The 17,292-nt window shown below is 76.4% G+C and carries 14 protein-coding genes and 1 pseudogene; 5 read left to right on the plus strand and 10 right to left on the minus strand.

The genetic code is table 11. The annotated features are described in order from the left end of the window. Positions 1 to 27 precede the first annotated feature (27 nt). The 4 genes and pseudogenes from AC0OLQ_RS32690 to AC0OLQ_RS32705 form a co-directional block, all read right to left on the minus strand. A complete protein-coding gene (locus AC0OLQ_RS32690) occupies positions 28 to 792 on the minus strand; it encodes a DUF3152 domain-containing protein (protein ID WP_484532496.1) in 765 nt (254 codons plus the stop codon). A gap of 222 nt (positions 793 to 1,014) precedes the next feature. Next, on the minus strand, positions 1,015 to 1,878 hold the full coding sequence (locus AC0OLQ_RS32695; protein ID WP_484529339.1) for a DUF3152 domain-containing protein: 864 nt from the start codon (positions 1,876 to 1,878) through the stop codon (positions 1,015 to 1,017). Between the two features lie 5 nt (positions 1,879 to 1,883). Then, on the minus strand, positions 1,884 to 2,927 hold the full coding sequence (locus AC0OLQ_RS32700; protein WP_484529340.1) for an alpha/beta fold hydrolase: 1,044 nt from the start codon (positions 2,925 to 2,927) through the stop codon (positions 1,884 to 1,886). Between the two features lie 39 nt (positions 2,928 to 2,966). Then, positions 2,967 to 4,918: pseudogene (locus AC0OLQ_RS32705) on the minus strand (hypothetical protein); the annotation flags it as partial. 1,170 nt (positions 4,919 to 6,088) lie between these two features. Between AC0OLQ_RS32705 and AC0OLQ_RS32710 the strand changes: the two are divergent. Next, complete coding sequence (locus tag AC0OLQ_RS32710; protein ID WP_074472473.1) at positions 6,089 to 6,727, plus strand: TetR/AcrR family transcriptional regulator; 639 nt, start codon at positions 6,089 to 6,091, stop codon at positions 6,725 to 6,727. Between the two features lie 65 nt (positions 6,728 to 6,792). Beyond that, the gene (locus AC0OLQ_RS32715; protein ID WP_107079692.1) at positions 6,793 to 7,020 is read left to right on the plus strand and encodes a DUF3107 domain-containing protein; all 228 of its coding nucleotides are present in this window, start codon (positions 6,793 to 6,795) and stop codon (positions 7,018 to 7,020) included. Between the two features lie 83 nt (positions 7,021 to 7,103). On the opposite strand, the gene AC0OLQ_RS32720 is transcribed toward AC0OLQ_RS32715, so the two are convergent. Next, positions 7,104 to 7,745, minus strand: coding sequence for a ferritin-like fold-containing protein (locus AC0OLQ_RS32720; RefSeq protein ID WP_484529341.1), 642 nt, complete (start codon positions 7,743 to 7,745; stop codon positions 7,104 to 7,106). Between the two features lie 297 nt (positions 7,746 to 8,042). Here AC0OLQ_RS32720 and AC0OLQ_RS32725 point away from each other — a divergent pair, with 297 nt between their 5' ends. Beyond that, positions 8,043 to 9,716 (plus strand): DEAD/DEAH box helicase, encoded by a 1,674-nt coding sequence (locus AC0OLQ_RS32725; RefSeq protein ID WP_484529342.1) that lies wholly within the window; start codon positions 8,043 to 8,045, stop codon positions 9,714 to 9,716. A gap of 87 nt (positions 9,717 to 9,803) precedes the next feature. Continuing rightward, complete coding sequence (locus AC0OLQ_RS32730; RefSeq protein WP_484529343.1) at positions 9,804 to 10,952, plus strand: class I SAM-dependent methyltransferase; 1,149 nt, start codon at positions 9,804 to 9,806, stop codon at positions 10,950 to 10,952. On the opposite strand, the gene AC0OLQ_RS32735 is transcribed toward AC0OLQ_RS32730, so the two are convergent. Further along, positions 10,949 to 11,380: a hypothetical protein gene (locus AC0OLQ_RS32735; RefSeq protein WP_484529344.1), complete on the minus strand. Its 432-nt coding sequence runs from the start codon at positions 11,378 to 11,380 to the stop codon at positions 10,949 to 10,951. The genes AC0OLQ_RS32730 and AC0OLQ_RS32735 overlap by 4 nt on opposite strands. Before the next feature lie 190 nt (positions 11,381 to 11,570). Here AC0OLQ_RS32735 and AC0OLQ_RS32740 point away from each other — a divergent pair, with 190 nt between their 5' ends. Continuing rightward, complete coding sequence (locus tag AC0OLQ_RS32740; protein WP_484529345.1) at positions 11,571 to 11,993, plus strand: helix-turn-helix domain-containing protein; 423 nt, start codon at positions 11,571 to 11,573, stop codon at positions 11,991 to 11,993. A gap of 16 nt (positions 11,994 to 12,009) precedes the next feature. On the opposite strand, the gene AC0OLQ_RS32745 is transcribed toward AC0OLQ_RS32740, so the two are convergent. The 4 genes from AC0OLQ_RS32745 to AC0OLQ_RS32760 form a co-directional block, all read right to left on the minus strand. Next, the gene (locus AC0OLQ_RS32745; protein WP_484529346.1) at positions 12,010 to 12,960 is read right to left on the minus strand and encodes a hypothetical protein; all 951 of its coding nucleotides are present in this window, start codon (positions 12,958 to 12,960) and stop codon (positions 12,010 to 12,012) included. Positions 12,961 to 13,051: 91 nt separating this feature from the next. Continuing rightward, complete coding sequence (locus AC0OLQ_RS32750; RefSeq protein WP_484529347.1) at positions 13,052 to 13,282, minus strand: heavy-metal-associated domain-containing protein; 231 nt, start codon at positions 13,280 to 13,282, stop codon at positions 13,052 to 13,054. A gap of 109 nt (positions 13,283 to 13,391) precedes the next feature. Then, positions 13,392 to 15,512 (minus strand): RecQ family ATP-dependent DNA helicase, encoded by a 2,121-nt coding sequence (locus AC0OLQ_RS32755; RefSeq protein ID WP_484529348.1) that lies wholly within the window; start codon positions 15,510 to 15,512, stop codon positions 13,392 to 13,394. Positions 15,513 to 15,521: 9 nt separating this feature from the next. Further along, positions 15,522 to 17,279, minus strand: coding sequence for an AfsR/SARP family transcriptional regulator (locus AC0OLQ_RS32760; protein WP_484529349.1), 1,758 nt, complete (start codon positions 17,277 to 17,279; stop codon positions 15,522 to 15,524). Positions 17,280 to 17,292: the final 13 nt, after the last annotated feature.

Here is a 17,292-nt window from a genome sequence, read left to right on the forward strand (position 1 = left end):
AGCCCGACATGCGGGAGCGGGAATAACTCAGACCCCGTCGGTCGGCTCGCCCTCGTAGCGGATCCCGTCGACGTACGGCCAGGCGTTCGGCACGCAGCCGTCCAGCCCGTACGTCTGCTGCTGCATCACCGGGGCCGGCGCGCCGGGCCCGGGGCAGGCCTGGTGCAGCTCGCCGAACTCGTGCCCGACCTCGTGGTTGACCACGTAGGTCCGGTACACCTCCAGCGGGGCGCCGTAGTCGGGCACCGCCTCCAGCCAGCGGGCCAGGTTGATGATGACCCGCCCGGGCAGCCGGCAGGAGGTGTAGCGCTCGGTGCTCAGCCCGCCCTCGGCGCACATCCGCTCGGAGGTGGCCGGGGTGGCCAGGTAGATGGTGAAGTCGGCGGCGACGGCCTCGGGCACCCGCTGCACCCGCAGCTCACCCGAGGCGATCCAGCTACGCGGGTCGCCGAGCACCGCGTCCACCGTGGCGGCGAACTCGTCGACGTCCTGCCCGGCGCCCTGCTCGACCTCGACGCGGTAGCGGCGCAGCGGGCCGTCCTCGCCGCGCACCGGGGAGTGGCTGTCGGCTGCGGCGAAGCTGCCGGGGCCCTCGGCGGGGTACCCGCTCGGCTCGGTCCGGGCCCCCGCGCCGGTGCCGTTGGCCAGCGACGGATCGGCGGAGAGCGGATGCCGGGTGGACAGGTGCACCGGCCCGCCCGGGCCGGCCAGCCGGGTCGCCCCGAACGCGCCGGCACCCGCGGCGAGCAGCACCGCCAGGAGCAGCGTGGCCCGCCGGCGGCGGCGCCGCATCCGGCGCAGGCTGGGACGGCCCGGCGCCGGGGGCCCGGGGCGGGCCGGCGGACGGTCGAAGTCGAGCCGGGGCGACGGGCGGTCGCCGACCGGCGCGGGGTCCTCAGGCGGGTCGTAAGGGGACGACGGCGTCATGACATCAGCGTGCCATGGCAATTCGGGCAATTAGCCCTTTTTGCCAGTCCTCCCGCGAAATACTTCTCATCGCCAGGATCAGGTCTCTCACACCGACGGACCGGTGTACCGCTTCCCACCCACGTACGGCCACGGGTTCGCCCGGCAGCCGTTCAGGAACAGGGTCTGCTGCTGCATCACCGGCGCCGCCCGGCCCGCCCCCGGGCAGGCCTCGTGATGGTGTCCCAGCTGGTGACCCACCTCGTGGTTGATGACGTAGAGCCGGTAGGTGTCCAGCGACAGCTTCGCCGCGACCAGGTGCGGCGCCGACGTCCGCCACCGGTCCAGGTTGATCACCACCTTGCCGGTGACCCGGCACGACGTGTACGGCACGCCGCCCACCCGGATGTCGATGCCCCCGGCCCGGCAGAGCCGGCCCGCGGTGTCCCGGGTGGCCAGGTAGATCGTGAAGTCGGACCGGCTGCCCGGGCCGACCCGCTGCAACCGCAGCTGGCCACCGTCCACCCAGCTCCCCGGCCCGGCCAGCGCCCGCTGCACGGCGTCGCCGAAGGCGCGCACGTCCTCCCCGGAGCCGTCCTCCACCGCCACCCGGAACCGGCGCAGCACCCCGGCCCGGCCCAGCACGCCGCCGGCCCGGTCGTCGTATCCGAAGCTGCCCCGCCCGTGCGCGGGCACCGGGCCGGGCAGGCGCAGCACCGGCGCCACCGGAATGCTCGGCGCCGGGTCCGGCGACGGCGGCGCGCTCGACGGCGGCGCCACGGTCGGCATGAGTGGCTGGGCCGTCGAGGCGGCATCGGCCAGCGCCTCGACCCCGACCGACGGATGTTGCAGCGCCACCCCGATGCCGATCGCGGCGGCGACGAGGAAGGCACCGGCCACGACTGCGGAACGCCAGCGACCGGTGGGCGGGGCGGTGGGCCGCGCGGCACGCGGACGGGCGGAGGTGGGCATCCGGCTCAGCCTGCCATGTCGCGGCGCAGCCCGCTCTCCTCCGTTTCGGCGATCAGGGCCGTGGCCTGCGCCTCCGCCCGCTCCCCACCCGGCGGCGACCCGCTCGGGGACGCCTCGGCGAGCAGCGCCAGCACCGCCCGCGCCACGGTCCGGGGCACCTCCAGCTGGGCCACGTGGCCGACGCCGTCGAGCAGCAGCAGGCGGCTGTCCGGGATCACCCGGGCGGCCTGCGGCGCCACCCGCACGTCGACCAGCCGGTCCTGCCGCCCGCCCACCACCAGCGTGGGCGCCCGCACCGCCGCCGCCAGCCGCCACAGCGAGCCCGACCCGGGCAGGTACGACCGCAGGAAGCTGGAGACCAGGCCCCGAAAGGTACGGACGTAGGCGGCCGCGTAGTGCGCCGCCTCGTAGCGGATCCGGATCTCCTCGACCGCCTCCCGCCGGCGCTGCTCGCTGATCCGGGTCAGGTCGGCGATGCATGCCTCCATCACCTGCTGGGCCATCACCTCGGGAGCGAGCTGGGCCAGCCGCCGGGCGGCCAGCCGCTCGCCCCGGGGGACCGCCAGCAGCGGCAGCATCCGTCCCTGCAACGAGCGCCGGAAGTCCAGGAACGGCAGCGCCGGGGAGATCAGGGTCAGCGTGCGGACCAGATCCGGACGCAGCGCCGCGACCCGGACCGAGACGGCGCCGCCGAGCGAGTTGCCGAACAGGTGCACCGGCCCCCGGTCGCTGTGCTCGATCCAGCGGACCACCCGCTCGGCGAAGGTCGGCACGGTGTAGCGCCGGCCGGGCTCGCTGCGCCCGAAACCGGGCAGGTCGATCGCCTGGCCGTCGAGCCGGTCGGCGAGCAGGCCGGCCAGGTCCGTCCAGTTCTGCGACGAGCCACCGAGGCCGTGCACGTAGAGCGCCGGCTCGGCGCCGGGGGCGGTGGCCGGGGTGTCCCGCACGTACGTCACCGTGCCGTCGAGACGGACCTGCCGGCCGGGCCAGGGCGGCGGGACGTGGTGCGCGGGCAGGAGGTCGTCCGGCCAGAGGGCGGCGGGCTTCATGGTTCCAGTCTTCCCGGAGCGGTCCGGCCCGACACCGGCTCAGGCGAGCAGGGCCTCCAGCCGGCGGTTCACCGCGGCCAGGGTCGCCCGGACCACGGCCTGCCGGGGATCCCCGGCCACCAGGGCCGAGCCGGCCAGCTGCTCCACCCAGCCGTCGCAGACCAGCAGCACCACCACGGTCGCCACCTCGCAGTTGCCGAACGGCACCACGGCGGCGTGCTCGACGAAGCACCGGCCCCGCTCGCCGGCCGGCGCGGCCCGGCCGAGCAGTTCGTCCACCGCGGCGGCCGCGGCCACCGCGCAGAGCCGCATCACGTAGCCGTCGACGGCGGGCCCGGTGGAGTGGCCCTCCGCCGTCCGGTCGCCGGCGATCAGGCGGACCTCCACGGTGGCGTCGAGGCCGAAGGTGCTCACCTGGACGTGGTCGATCACCACCCGGGGGCCCGGCAGGCCGCCGGTGTCCAGCGGTCGCGACGGCGCGGTCTCCGTCGTGCTCATCTGCCCGCCGGAGTACGAGGTGCCGAGCGTGACCGGGCTGCCGGTGGGCGTGCCGGCCGGGGCGGTGGCGAGCGAGGACTCCTCGACCGTGGCCCGGCCCCGGTGGCTGCTGGCCTGCCGGCGGCGGCGCTGCTCGACGCCCGGGTCGGCGCCCTCGGCGGGCGCCTCGGCGAGCCGGCCGGCACGCGCCTCGGGCGCGGCGAACCGACCCTCCCCGGACCGGTTCTCGGCCGGCCGGTTCGGACCGGACCGCGCCGCGCCGCCCACCTCCTCGGCCGCACGGAACTGCGGACCGGACGGCACCGCAGGGCCCACCTCCTCGGTCGCACGGGGCTGTGCGCCGAACGGTGCCGGACCGGTCGGTTCCTCGGTCGGACGGGACTGCGGGCCGGACCGGGCCGCCGGATCCTCGGCCGGGCGGTCAGCGCGCTGGGCCGACCTGCGGCGGACCGGGGGCGGCGGGGTCGCCGGGGCGCCGGGCAGGTTCTGCGGGGCGGCGGCCAACCCCATCCGCTCCTGGAGCAGGCGGGCCACCACCCGGCTCACCTCGGCCGGGTCCGCGCCGTCGGCGAGGTCCAGCCGGAGGCTGTGCGCGCCGGCCGGGGTGCGGCGCAGCGCGGCGTCGCGGACGCCGGCCACCTCGCGGACGGCGTCGAGGATCGCGTTGACGTCGAAGCCCTCCGGCCTCTCGCGCAGCGGCGCGGGTTCGTCGTCCCGGCGCAGGTGGGTGGCGATGCGGGCGAGTTCCGGGGTCTCGGCGGACGGTTCCACGGCGGGCGGCTCCGGCACGACGGGCACGTCCGGCTCGGCGGGGACGCGCTGCGGCAACACCGGGGTGAGTTCGGCCGGCTGGGGCTCGGCGACCGCCTCGGCGGTCGGCACCGGCTCCGGGGCGGACCGGCGGGCCGCATAGGGAGGTGCGCTCGTGGGGGCGGGCGCGGGGGTGCGGTCGTAGGGGGCCACGCCGCCGGTGGCGGGGGCCGACGGTGGGCCGGCCGGCTCGGCGGGCGGCCGCTCCGCCCCGCCCGGCAGCCGGTACGGCGCACCCTCCCGCTCGTCGGCGGCGCGGACGGCCGGCGCGGGCGGGTAGCCGGTGGACGGCGGCCCGGTGGGCGCCTCGCGGGGCACCGGCGGGGCGCTGGTCGGGGTGGTGTGCGGCGGCGCGCTGAACGGGGTCACCGGCACGGGCGGCCCAGCCCACGGGGGCCGCTCGGGGACCTCCCGGGCGGCCGGCTCGTAGGCCGCACGCGGCTCGGCGTCGCCCCGGGGCGCCTCGTACGGCCGGGCCGGCTCGGCGCGCGGCGTCTCGTAGCCCGCGGGCGGCTCGGCGCGGACCGGCTCATAGCCCGCGGGTGGCTCGGCGCGGGCCGGCTCGTACGGGCGGACCGGCTCCGGCCGGGGCGGCTCGTACCCGACGGGGGGCTCGGCCCGGGCCGGCTCGTACGGGCGGGACGGCTCGGGCGCCCACTCCTCGCGGGCGGCCCGGCGGCCGACCGGCTCGTTCTCGCGGGCGCGGAGGCCGGCGGCCTCCTCCTGCTCGCGGGCGCGGCGGCCGGTCGGTTCGTCTCCGCGGCCCCACGGCGGCGCCCAGCCTCCGCCCCAGCTCGGGCGGTTCCAGGCGGGGCCGGACCATTCCGGTTCCCCGGCCGGCGGGCGCTCCCCGGCCGGCCCGGCGCCCCGGTCGTCGGCGGCGGCGCGCGGCTGCTCGGTGGCCGGCCGGCGCTCCTCGGCGGCCCCGGCGGGCGGGGCCGACGTGGGCCGGTCGCCCCAGCCCCGGGAGAGCGACGGCGCCTCGCTCGGTGGCTGCTCCGGCGGGAAGCGGTCGGCCGGGCCGGCGGAGCGCGGCGCCTCGGTCGGGGGCTGCTCGGGCGGGAAGCGGTCGGCCCAGCCGTGGGAGAGCGACGGGGCGGGTTCGGAGGGCTCGGCGGTCGGGGCGTGGAAGCCCGGGGGCACCTCGAAGCCGGAGGCGGCGGCGCCGACCGGCGGCACCTGGAGGGCCGGTGGCGCGGATGTCGGGCCGCTCTCCGCCCAGCGCGGGGCGCGCCCCGCCGGCGGGTCGTCGGAGGCGTGCCGGGAGCCGGTGGGCTCGGCCTCGGCGGTCGGCTGCTCGACCGCGGGCGCGGGCCGCTGGGCCGGCACGACCAGCCGGCCGCCGTCGGTGTCCCGGCGCGGCTCGTCCGCGGGCGGGGCACTGACCGGCGCCGGGCGGGTCACGGGCGACTCCTCCCCGCCGTGGTGCACGCCGTTGACGTGGCGGCCGTTGACCCGGACGGGCGGCTCCTCGTCGGTCAGCCCGGGCAGCGGGGCCGGGAGGTCGCCGTGCCGGGGGGACGAGGCGCCCCAGCCGGTGGTGAGGTCGGCGCGGGGCCAGCCGCCGGGCGCCGGTGCGCCCCGGGCCCAGCCGGTCGCCGGGGGCGCCCACCCGCTGCCGGCGTGGGCCAGGTCGTCCTGCTGACCCGTGCCGTCGCCGTGCTCTCCCGGGGTGGCGGCTCCGGGTTGCCCTGATTCACTCACCGCGCGCTCCTTGGTCGCCCCCGCTGAGGCTACCGTGTGGTGACAGTGGCGATAAGTTACAGCGGCGGGCCAATTCCGCGACGGGTTCACGAACCCGGACCGGTTCGGGTGATAAGTGCCGGCTCGTACAGAGAAACTCGGAGGTTCCCATGACCGCTGTGGGGAACGGTGCGCAGACCGCCGGCCGGCCCACCCGCCTACCCCGCTCGGCGCGGCGCAAGCAGCTGCTCGCGGCCGCCCAGGAGGTGTTCGTCGCGCAGGGCTACCACGCCGCCGCGATGGACGACATCGCCGAGCGGGCGGGAGTCTCCAAGCCCGTGCTCTACCAGCACTTCCCCGGCAAGATGGAGCTCTACCTGGCGCTGCTGGACACGCACTGCGACGCCATCGTGGCGAAGGTGCACGACGCGATGCGCGGCACCAACGACAACAAGGAGCGGGTCGGCGCCTCGGTGCGCGCGTACTTCGACTTCGTCGACCACGAGAGCGAGGCGTTCCGGCTGGTCTTCGAGTCGGACCTGCGCAACGACCCGGCCGTGCGGCAGCGGGTGGAGCGGGTCGAGCAGGGCTGCATCGCCGCGATCACCGACACCATCATCTCGGACACCGGCGTGAGCCGGGCGCACGCCGAACTGCTCGCCTCCGGGCTGGTCGGTGCGGCCGAGACGGCCGCCCAGTTCTGGCTGGCCGGCGGTCGCCAGGTGCCCAAGGCGGAGGCCGAAGCCCTGGTCGCGGCCCTGTCCTGGCGGGGCATCGCCAGCTTCCCCCTGCAAGGTGAGTCAGCCTGAACATCGGGCCGCCAGATCGGATAGCCTTCCCAGGGTGGCTTTTTCGCCCCAGTTGAGGAGGCACAGTGGAGGTCAAGATCGGCGTGCAGTACGCGCCGCGGGAGCTGGTCCTGGAGAGCGCGCAGTCGCCGGCCGAGATCGAGCAGATCGTGACCGACGCCGTCGCCAAGGGTGAGGGCGCCCTCTCCCTGACCGACGAGAAGGGCCGGCGGGTCATCGTGCCGGTCACGAAGGTCGCCTACGTCGAGATCGCGGAGGCCTCGCCCCGCGCGGTCGGGTTCACCGTCCGCTGATCCCCAGCCGGCCCGCCGTGACGGGCTGTCATCCCCGGCCGGCCCGCCCGTGGCGGGGAAGCCCGTCACGGCGGCGCCCGGCGTCAGTTGTTCAGCCCCACGGCGGTCATCCGCGCCGTGTGCGCGTCGGTGAGCCGGCGGAACAGCGCCGGCACGTCCACGCCCTCCCGGGAGATCAGCGCGGTGAGCGCGCCCCGGTCGGCGGCGGCGACCCGGCCGGCCTGCGAGAGCGCCTCGCCGACCAGCCGCCGGGCCCACATCGAGAGCCGGTTGGCCACCCGGGGGTCGGCCCCGATCGCGGCCCGGATCTCGGCGGCGGCGAACTCGGCGTATTGGGAGTCGTGCAGCACGTCGAGGATCAGTCGCTGGTCCGGCCCGTCGAGGCCGTCGGCGATCACGCGCAGGAAGTCGTCGCTGATGGCGTCGCCCACGTACGCCTTCGTAACCGCCTCCAGCCAGTCCTTCGGCTCGGTAGAGTCGTGGTACGCCTGCAACGCCGCGACGTAGGGCGCCATGGCCTCGTCGGGGGTCACCCCGAGCGCGCTGATCCGGTCACCGATCCACCGGTAGTGGGCGATCTCGGCGGCGGCCATCTCGCTCAACGCGGCCCGGCGGCGCAGGTCGGGGGCCAGGCGGGCGTCGGCGGCCAACCGGTCGAAGGCGAGCAGTTCGCCGTAGGCCACGAGGCCGAGCAGATCGGCCAGGGCGGGGTCGGGGGCGGACACGAGCGCAGGCTACCGCCCGGGCGCAAGGACGACCGCCCAGTGACCCAGGTCACACCGGTCACCCCCGGGCGCCGTGTGGTCACCTGGAATCAGGACGGCCCCCGTGCCGTTCAGGTAAGATGACACAGTTGCCGTGGGCACCGATCCGTTCAGCTGAGCTGATCAACGCCGGTCCCCGGCGCGCGTGCGGCCCGGTCCGGCTCGGCGTAACCGCCCCCGACCGTGTGGCCCGCGCCATACCGTTCGCGCCCTGAGGACATGACGGGGCGCACCACGAGAGGGCACCCCCAAATCCACATGAGCGAGCAGATTCAAGGCCAGGAACTGGCCCCCACCGCTCCGGTCCGTCCGGAAGCTCCCACATTCGCCGAACTCGGCGCCCGCCAGGAGACCGTCGAGGCCCTGGCCGCCGCCGGCATCACCCGCGCCTTCGCCATCCAGGAGTACGCGCTGCCGATCGGGCTGCGCGGCGTCGACCTGATCGGTCAGGCGCCCACCGGCACCGGCAAGACCCTGGGCTTCGGCATTCCGCTGCTGGAGCGCGTCTTCGCCCCCGCCGAGGGCGGCGACGGCGTGCCGCAGGCGCTGGTCGTCGTTCCCACCCGCGAGCTGGGCCTCCAGGTCGCCAAGGACCTCGCCGCCGCGGGCCGCACCCGGGGCGTCCGGGTGCTGCCGATCTACGGCGGCGTCGCGTACGAGCCGCAGATCGACGCGCTGCGCAAGGGCGTCGAGATCCTGGTCGGCACCCCCGGCCGGCTGCTCGACCTGTCGAAGCAGAAGCACCTCCGGCTCGACCGGGTGCACGCGCTGGTGCTCGACGAGGCCGACCGGATGCTCGACCTGGGCTTCCTCGACGACGTCGAGAAGATCCTGGCGATGCTGCCGGAGGACCGGCAGACCATGCTCTTCTCGGCCACCATGCCGGACCCGATCGTGGCGCTGTCCCGGCGCTTCCTGCGCCGGCCGGTGACGATCCACGCCGGGCACACCGCCGAGACCGGCCCGTCGCCGCAGACCCAGCAGCTGGTCTACCGCACCCACTCGATGAACAAGGTCGAGATCGTGGCGCGCATCCTCCAGGCGGAGGGCCGCGGGCTGACCATGATCTTCACCCGGACCAAGCGGGCCGCCGACCGGGTGGCCGAGGACCTCGACTTCCGCGGTTTCGCGGTCGCCGCCGTCCACGGCGACCTGGGCCAGGGGGCGCGGGAGCGGGCGCTGCGGGCGTTCCGGGCCGGCAAGATCGACATTCTGGTCGCCACCGACGTGGCGGCGCGTGGGCTCGACGTCACCGGCGTCACCCACGTCATCAACTACGACTGCCCGGAGGACCAGGACACCTACACCCACCGGATCGGCCGCACCGGCCGGGCCGGGGCGTCCGGTGTCGCGGTGACCTTCGTCGACTGGGACGACATGCCCCGCTGGCGGATCATCGACAAGACCCTGGGGCTCGACATGCCGGAACCCCCGGAGACCTACCACACCTCCCCGCACCTCTACACCGACCTGGACATCTCCCGAGACATGACCGGCACGCTGCCGACCGCCGAGCGCACCCGCGCCGGCCTGTCGGCCGAGGTCGAGGAGGACCTGGGCGGTGGCCGGTCGCGGCGCGGCGAGCGCGGCGAGCGCGGTCCGCGGCGCGGCGAGGGCCGGGGCGAGGGCCGGGGCGAGGGTCGGAGCCGGGAGCGCCGCCGGGGTCGCGAGGGCGACAGCGGGGCGGCGCCCGAGGGCACGGCCGCCGAGGCGTCCGCCGAGGAGGGCACCCGTACCCCGCGCCACCGCCGGCGTCGCCGGGCCGGCGAGACGGTCGCCGGTGAGCCCACCGCGGTGATCTCTGCCGAGGGTGGCGCCGAGCCGGCCGCTTCGGCCGCCGAGGGCGAGTCGGCCGCCAAGCCGCGCCGCCGCCGGCGCCGCCGTGGTGGCGGTGGCGGCACCGGTACGCCGGCCGAGGCCAACGCCGACTGACCCGCGAGACATCCGACGTCCCCCGTACCGGTCACCCGGTGCGGGGGACGTCCCCGTTCCACCCATCCTGCCGAGGAAGAGGAAGCCATGCCGGAACCGCTGGACGCCGCGCTGAGCGAGGTCCGGGCGCTGCTGCTCGACCCCGCCCTGACCCGGGCGGTCGCCGCCGGGCGTCGGCGCGGCCAGCGCCCCTCGGTGGTCCGCGCCGAGCTGCGTCCGGTCACCCTCAAGGGCGGCCCCCGGCTGCAGATCTCCACCTCCGACGGGGCCCGGCCGTACACCCGGAACGTGGTGCCGGGCGCGGAGGCCGACACGGCGGTCGACGCGCTGCTCGCCGAGCCCTTCGGCAACTGGCACGTGGAGACCGCCGACAGCACGCTCCAGCTCCGGGTGACGAAGTCGGGCGAGGCGCAGGTGCACCGGGCGGCGGCCAGCCGGCCGGCGCCGGAGCCGGGCGGCCACGACCGGGCCAAGGACTGGCTGCTCGACCCGGGCGACCCGATCTTCGCCGAGATCGGCGGCTCGGCGGCCAAGCGCCGCCAGGTGGACGCGTTCCTCCGGGCGCTGGCCGCCACCCTGCCGGACGAGCTGACCGGGCCGCTGCGCGTGGTGGACCTGGGCTGCGGCAACGCCTACCTGACCTTCGCGGCCTACCGCTACCTGGCCCAGCGCGGACTGGACGTGACGCTGGTCGGGGTGGACGTCCGCGAGGACCAGCGCCGGCGCAACACCGAGCTGGCCGAGCGGCTGGGCTGGGCCGACCGGGTGAGCTTCGTGGCCGGCACCATCGCCGACGCGCAGGTCGCGCCGGCCCCCGACCTGGTGCTCGCGCTGCACGCCTGCGACACCGCGACCGACGAGGCGCTGGCCCGCGCGCTGCGCTGGGGTGCCCGCTGGGTGCTCGCCGCCCCGTGCTGCCACCACGACGTGGCCGCCCAGCTCCGGGCCCGACCCGCGCCGGGGCCGTACGAGCTGCTGACCCGACAGGGCATCCTGCGCGAGCGGTTCGCCGACGTGCTCACCGACGCGCTCCGCGCCGGCCTGCTCCGGCTGCACGGCTACCGGGCCGAGGTGGTGGAGTTCGTCGACTCCCGGCACACCCCGCGCAACCTGCTGATCCGGGCCCGGCGCACCGGGAGCGCGCCGACCGACGACCAGCGCGCCGAATATCGCGAGCTGGTCGACCAGTGGGGCGTCACGCCCCGGCTGGAGGCGCTGCTCGCCGGCCGCCCCTAGCGGCGGCGCTCGCCCCGGTTGCGCTCCCCCCGGTCGAACGCGGGCATCCGCTCGCCGGGCCCCCGGTTGGTGGACCGGTCGGCCTCCTGCGCCGCGGTCGGGAACGGCACCACGGTCGCCGACTCGTCGGCGTTGCCGGCGGCGGCGAACGCGTTCCACGAGATGTCGACCAGCAGCCGCTTGAGTTCGGCGTGCCGGACGGCCGCGTTGCGCTGGAGCGCCATCCGGGCGCCCAGCACCACGCCGACCAGCGTCGTGGTGACGGCCCCGCTCGCGGCGATCAGGTGCACCCCGGTCAGCGGATCGCCGAGCACCGCCAGCACCAGCAGCCAGATCCAGAAGCCCAGGGCGAAGACGCCGGCCTTGGCCACGAAGAAGAGGCTGATCGCGCCGGGGTGGTGGGGCACGGGACGGTCCGGCTCGGCCATGCTGCTCCTCGCGTGTGTTCGCTGCTCAGCGGGTCCGTCGAGTTTAGTTGACGACTCACAACTGTCTATGCCCGCAGCGGTCCCGCCCACGGGACCTTCCGACCGATCAGTCAGTTACTTATCAGTCGGCGCGTACTAGGCTCGGTGCCCAGAGTCGGGTGCTCCGGCGGAAAGGGACAGAGCCCGGGGGATGGGTTCCGCAGAGGTTTCGCCGCAGATGGCGTTCGCGCGCTTCGTGCGACGCGCCATCGATGACGCCCGCGAGGAGCGCGGCTGGACGGTGACCGATCTCGCCACGCACACCGGCGTGGGGCGGTCGACCGTGTTCCGCTGGCTGGCCGGCGACTGGCAGGACTACCCGGAGCTGGCCAAGGTGCGCGGCTTCTGCGCCGCCCTCGACCTGCCGGTGGCGGCCGCCTTCCGCGCGCTGGGCCTGCCCGACGCCGGCGCCGTGCCCCGCCGCCGCGCCGGCGCCGAGGACGGCCCGGTGGAGGCCGACGTGCGGGTGATCCTGGAGCGGCTGGCCGACCCGAGCGTCCCCGCCGAGGAGAAGCACCACATCCGCGACCTGCTCCGCTACCTGGCCCGCCGCCCGATCCGCCGGGCGGGCTGACCGGCCGGCCGGCGGCTCAGGCCACCGACACGGTGAACGCGGCGGTCCGCACCACGCCGCCGACCTGGAAGTCCAGGAACATCCGGTAGCGGCCCGGCCCGGGCGCGGTCATCCAGAAGGTCACCGCGTCGCCGTCCCGCACCGGCTCGGGGTGCACGTGCAGGTAGCCGAGGTCGCCCTCGCGGAGCGTGACCAGGTGGCCGTACGCGCCGAGGTACGGCTCCAGCGGAGCGGCTGCGCCGGCGGGGCCGGTGACCCGGAACCGCAGCGGCACCGACTGCCCTACCGCCGGGGTGCCCGCGTAGCCGACGGTGAACCCGTCGACCGTGGTCGAGGTGGCCGGGGCCGGCAGCGGCCGGGGCGCGTACCCGCCGGGGGCGGCCAGGTCGGCGCCGAGGATCACGGCGGTCTGCCGGCCGTCGTCGGCGACCGCGGTGAAGTCCGCGTACGCCCGCCAGGCGCCCGGCTCGGCCAGGGTCAGCGGCACCGACCAGGTGCCGTCGGCGGCCATGGTCGGGTGCAGGTGCCGGTAGCCGGTGAGGTCGCGGCGCACCACGATGAGGTGCATCGGCTTGTCGTGCACGACGGCGAACCGGGTGACCGCCCGCCGCCGCTCGTCCCTGATCTGGAACCGCAGCTCACCGGCCCTGCCAGGGGTGAACTCCACGGTCGACGGGGCGAGCGTGTAGCCGGCCGAGCTGATCGACAGGCCGGCCGCGTCCGCGTCAGCGCCCTGGGTGACGGTGGCCCCGCCGTGCGAGTGCGCCCCGGTGCCCGGGTCGTGGGTGTGCCCGGCGGTCACCGGGACGGCCCCGGCGCGCGCCGGGTTCGACGGCGGGTTCAGCCGGCCGAGACCGAAGCCGAGCAGCACGGCCAGCACCAGCCCGCCCACCACCAGGGCGAGCCGCAGCGTCGCCCGATCCACCTCGACGGGCCCGCCCGGAGCGGACGCGCCAGCGTTGGCCACGGACCCCGCCACGTCGGGGCCCGGCCGCGCCTCGGGACCCGGCCGCGCGGCGGGGCCGGGCGGCGCGTCGGGGCCGGCGAGGGGCGGTGACTCAGGCAATGCCGGCGGCCAGCTCGTAGCCCGCCTCGTCGACGGCGGCGCGGACGGACTCGACGGGCAGCGGGGCGGCGCTGGTGACCGTGGCCGTGCCGGCGGCGAGGTCGATCCGGACCTCCTCGACACCCGGCAGGGCGGACAGCTCCTCGGTCACCGCCCGGACGCAGTGTTCGCAGGTCATGCCGGTGACGGCGTACGTCTGGACGACGGGTCGCTGCTCGGTCATGGGCCCACGGTACCGCCGGTCGGGAGTCGGCCCGCCGACGGTCCGCCGACGGTGGCGACGCTCGCATTCGCAGACCGGTCGGAACTTTCCGGGCCCGGGGAGCGACGGTTCAGCCGGCGACCGCGAGAGCCAGCGGGAGGACGTCGGGTGCGCCGGCCCGACGCAGCAGCCGGGCCACCATGCTCATGGTCCAGCCCGAGTCGACGAGATCGTCGACGAGCAGCACCGGCCCGTCCAGCCCGGCCAGCGCGTCGGTCAGGTCGCCGGGCACCGCGAAGGCGTCGTGCAGCGCGCGTACCCGCTGGGCGCTGTTGCCCCGCGGCCCGCCGTCCCCGCCGGGGCCGGTCGGGACGACCCGGCCGAGCAGCGGCAGCCGGCCCACCGCGGCGATCCGCTCGGCGAGCGAGCCGACCAGCAGCGGCCGGGTGCGGGAACCGACCGCGACCACGCCGGCCGGGCGACGCGGCCACGGGTCGTCGCCGTGCGCCCAGGCCTTCAGCACCTCGACCACCGCCGCCGCCACGTCGTCGGGGACCGGGCCGTCCGGAGCGTCCGGCCCCACCAGGCCGCGCAGCCGCCCACCCCAGCCCAGGTCGGAGAGGCGTCCCACGGCCCGCCCGGGCAGCGCCTGCTCCGCCGGGGAGATGCGCCCCTTCAGGGGTACGCCGACCGCCTCCAGCCCGGTCGGCCAGAGCTTCTTCGGCGCGATCTCCACACCGGGGCGGCCGAGGAAGGTCTGCGCGGCGCTGAGCGCGGCATCGGAGACCTCGACGCCGAACATTGGGGCGGCGCAGTTGTCGCACCGGCCGCAGTCCCCCGCACCGGCGTCGTCCAGGCACTCCCGCAGGTAGCGCATCCGGCAGCCGGGCGTGGCCGCGTACTCCCGCATGGCCTGCTGCTCGGCGGTGCGCGCCTGGGCGACGCGGCGCAACCGGGCCTCGTCGTAGACCCAGGGCTCGCCGGTGGCGAGCCAGCCGCCGCGCACCCGGCGGACCGCGCCGTCCACGTCGAGCACCTTGAGCATCAGCTCCAGCCGGGCCCGGCGCAGGTCGACCACCGGTTCGAGGGCCTGGGTGGAGATCGGCCGCTCGGTGTCCAGGGCGGTGAGCACCGCCCGGACCTGCTCCTCGGGCGGGAAGGCCAGCGAGGCGAAGTACCGCCAGATGGCCGCGTCCTCGACGCCGGGGAGCAGCAGCACCTCGGCGTGCTCGACGGCCCGGCCGGCCCGGCCGACCTGCTGGTAGTAGGCGATCGGCGAGGGCGGCGCCCCGAGGTGCACCACGAAGCCGAGGTCGGGCTTGTCGAAGCCCATGCCGAGCGCGCTGGTGGCCACCAGCGCCTTGATCTTGTTGTCCAGCAGGTCCTGCTCGGCGGCCCGCCGGTCGGCGTCCTCGGCCTGCCCCGTGTAGGCGGCCACCGACCAGCCCCGGGCGCGGAGGAACTCCGCGGTCTCGCCGGCCGCCGCCACGGTCAGCGTGTAGATGATCCCGGAGCCGGGGAGCCGGTCCAGGTGGTCGGCGAGCCAGGCCAGCCGGTGCGCCGGGCTGGGCAGGTCCAGTACGCCGAGCCGCAGCGACTCCCGGTCGAGGGTGCCGCGCAGCACGAGGGCATCGCCGAGTTGCTCGGCGACGTCCTGGGTGACCCGCGCGTTGGCGGTGGCCGTGGTGGCGAGCACCGGGGTCCGCTCGGGCAGGTTGGCCAGGAAGGTGCGCAGCCGCCGGTAGTCGGGGCGGAAGTCGTGCCCCCAGTCGGAGACGCAGTGCGCCTCGTCCACCACCAGCAGCCCGGTGGTGGCGGCCAGCTTCGGCAGCACGCCGTCCCGGAAGTCCGGGTTGTTGAGGCGTTCCGGGCTGATCAGCAGCACGTCCACCGCGCCGGCGTGGATCTCGGCGGTGATCTCGTCCCACTCGTCCAGGTTGGCCGAGTTGATGGTGCGGGCCCGGATGCCGGCCCGCGCGGCCGACTCGACCTGGTTGCGCATCAGCGCCAGCAGCGGCGAGACGATCACCGTGGGGCCGTGCTCGCCACCCTCGCGGAGCAGCGCGGTGGCCACGAAGTAGACGGCCGACTTGCCCCAGCCGGTGCGCTGCACGCAGAGCACCCGCCGCCGATCGACCACCAGCGCCTCGATGGCCCGCCACTGGTCCTCGCGGAGCCGGGCGTGCTCACCCGCCAGCCGCCGCAGCACCGCCTCGGCGCGCTCCCGGACGGCCATCCGATCCTGACCCATCCGGCATTTCTACCAGGCGACCGGCGGGGAGCCGAGGGACGAGGGCCGGACGGGCGGCGGCTCGGGCGGCAGGAAGAGCAGCACGTCCCGGAGCCGTTCGGTCGCGCCGGGCGGCAGGTGGCACCGCCCGGCCAGCTCCTCCAGCGACCCGTACGGGCCGCGCAGCCAGCGGTCGACAGCGATCTGGCGGCGCTGATCGACGGTCAGCCCGGGCAGCGTGGCCAGCACCGGATCGGGCACCGCGTTGAGGTCCACCAGGCCGCCGTCGTCATAGCCGCGGAGCAGGTCCGGGCGGCCGATCCGCAACTCGGCCCGGGCGGACGGATAGTGGTGCAGCAGGTAGCGGGCCTGCTCCCGGCGCAACCGCCGCTGCTCGTCGGTGCGCTGCCGGCCGGTCCAGAACAGCCCGCCGACGGCCGCCCAGAGCGCGGGATTGAGCAGCACCACGTGCGCCGCGCCGAGCAGCCAGCAGATGCCCAGCGCGACGATGAAGTAGAGCGTCTCCCCGTCGGTCGGCTCCTCGTTCTCCGGACTGGTGACCGCGAGGACGAACACGCTGAGGACGAGCAGGAAGTAGCCGAGGCCGGCCAGCGCCAACCGCCAGCTACGCCGCCACAGCGCGTACCCGAGGACCACGGCCCAGGTGAGCGCGCCGAACGACAGCAGCGCGCCGGCGGTGCCGACGACGGTCGCGGCGAGCCGCATCCACCCCGGCGCCCGGCGTGCCGTCGGCGCCTCCGGCTGATTCATGGCGACCAGGAGGGCGTGCGGGATCGGGGCCACCGGCCCCGCGCCGCCCCAACCCGGTGGGGCCGGTGGGATCGGGGCGGGAGTGGCGGCCGGTCCGGCAGTGTCCCGGGTCGGGGCGGTGGACACCGACCCGGCGGCAGCCGCTTCCGGCGCGGCGGCCGGCGACCCGTCCGACACGCCCCCCTCGCTGGCGCCGGGGGCGCCACCGGCCCGGGGAGCCGGCACGGCCTCCGGCGCCGACGGCGGGAGCAGGGTCGGGTCGGCGCGGAGGATGCGCTGGTGCAGTTCCTGGAGCGCCTCGCCGGGCTCGATGCCGTACTCCTCGCGGAGCAGGCCGGCGAAGTCGCGGTAGGCGGCCAGCGCCTCGGCCTGCCGGCCGCTGCGGTGCAGCGCCAGCATGAGCTGGTGGCGCAGCCGCTCCCGGACCGGGAACTCGGCCACCAGCTCGACCAGGCGGCCGACCAGCTCGCCGTGCCGGCCGCTGGCCAGCTCCAGCTCGGTACGTGTCTCCAGGGCGACGGCCCGCAGCTCCACGAGCCGGTGCCGGGCGGCGTCGAAGAACGGGCCGGCGAACCCGGTGAACGGCTCCCCCTGCCACCGCTCCAGCGCGGCGCCGACCTCGGCCAGCGCCTCCTCGGTACGCCCCTCCGCGTGCCACTGCCGGGCCCGTCGTACCCCCCGCTCGAAGCGGACCGCGTCCACCGCCTCCGGCGGGATCCGCAGCAGGTACCCGGCGTCGGTGAGGGCCAGCACCTGTGCCGGCGTACGCGGCGACCGGTCGGGTTCGAGCACCCGGCGCAGCCCGGCCACGTACTTCTGCACCACGTTCGGGCCGTTCGCCGGGGGCTCCTCGGGCCACACCGCGTCGACGATCTGCCCGGTCGGGACGGGACGGCCCGCGGCGAGCAGCAGCACGGCCAGCACGGCCCGCTGCTTGCCGGGGCCGAGGTCGAGCGGGCGGTCCGCGTACCAGGCCCGTTGCGGGCCCAGGATCTCGAAGCGCAACGCCTCTGACATGCGAGTTTCCGCT

This window comes from Micromonospora sp. Utrum1 (assembly GCF_057197805.1).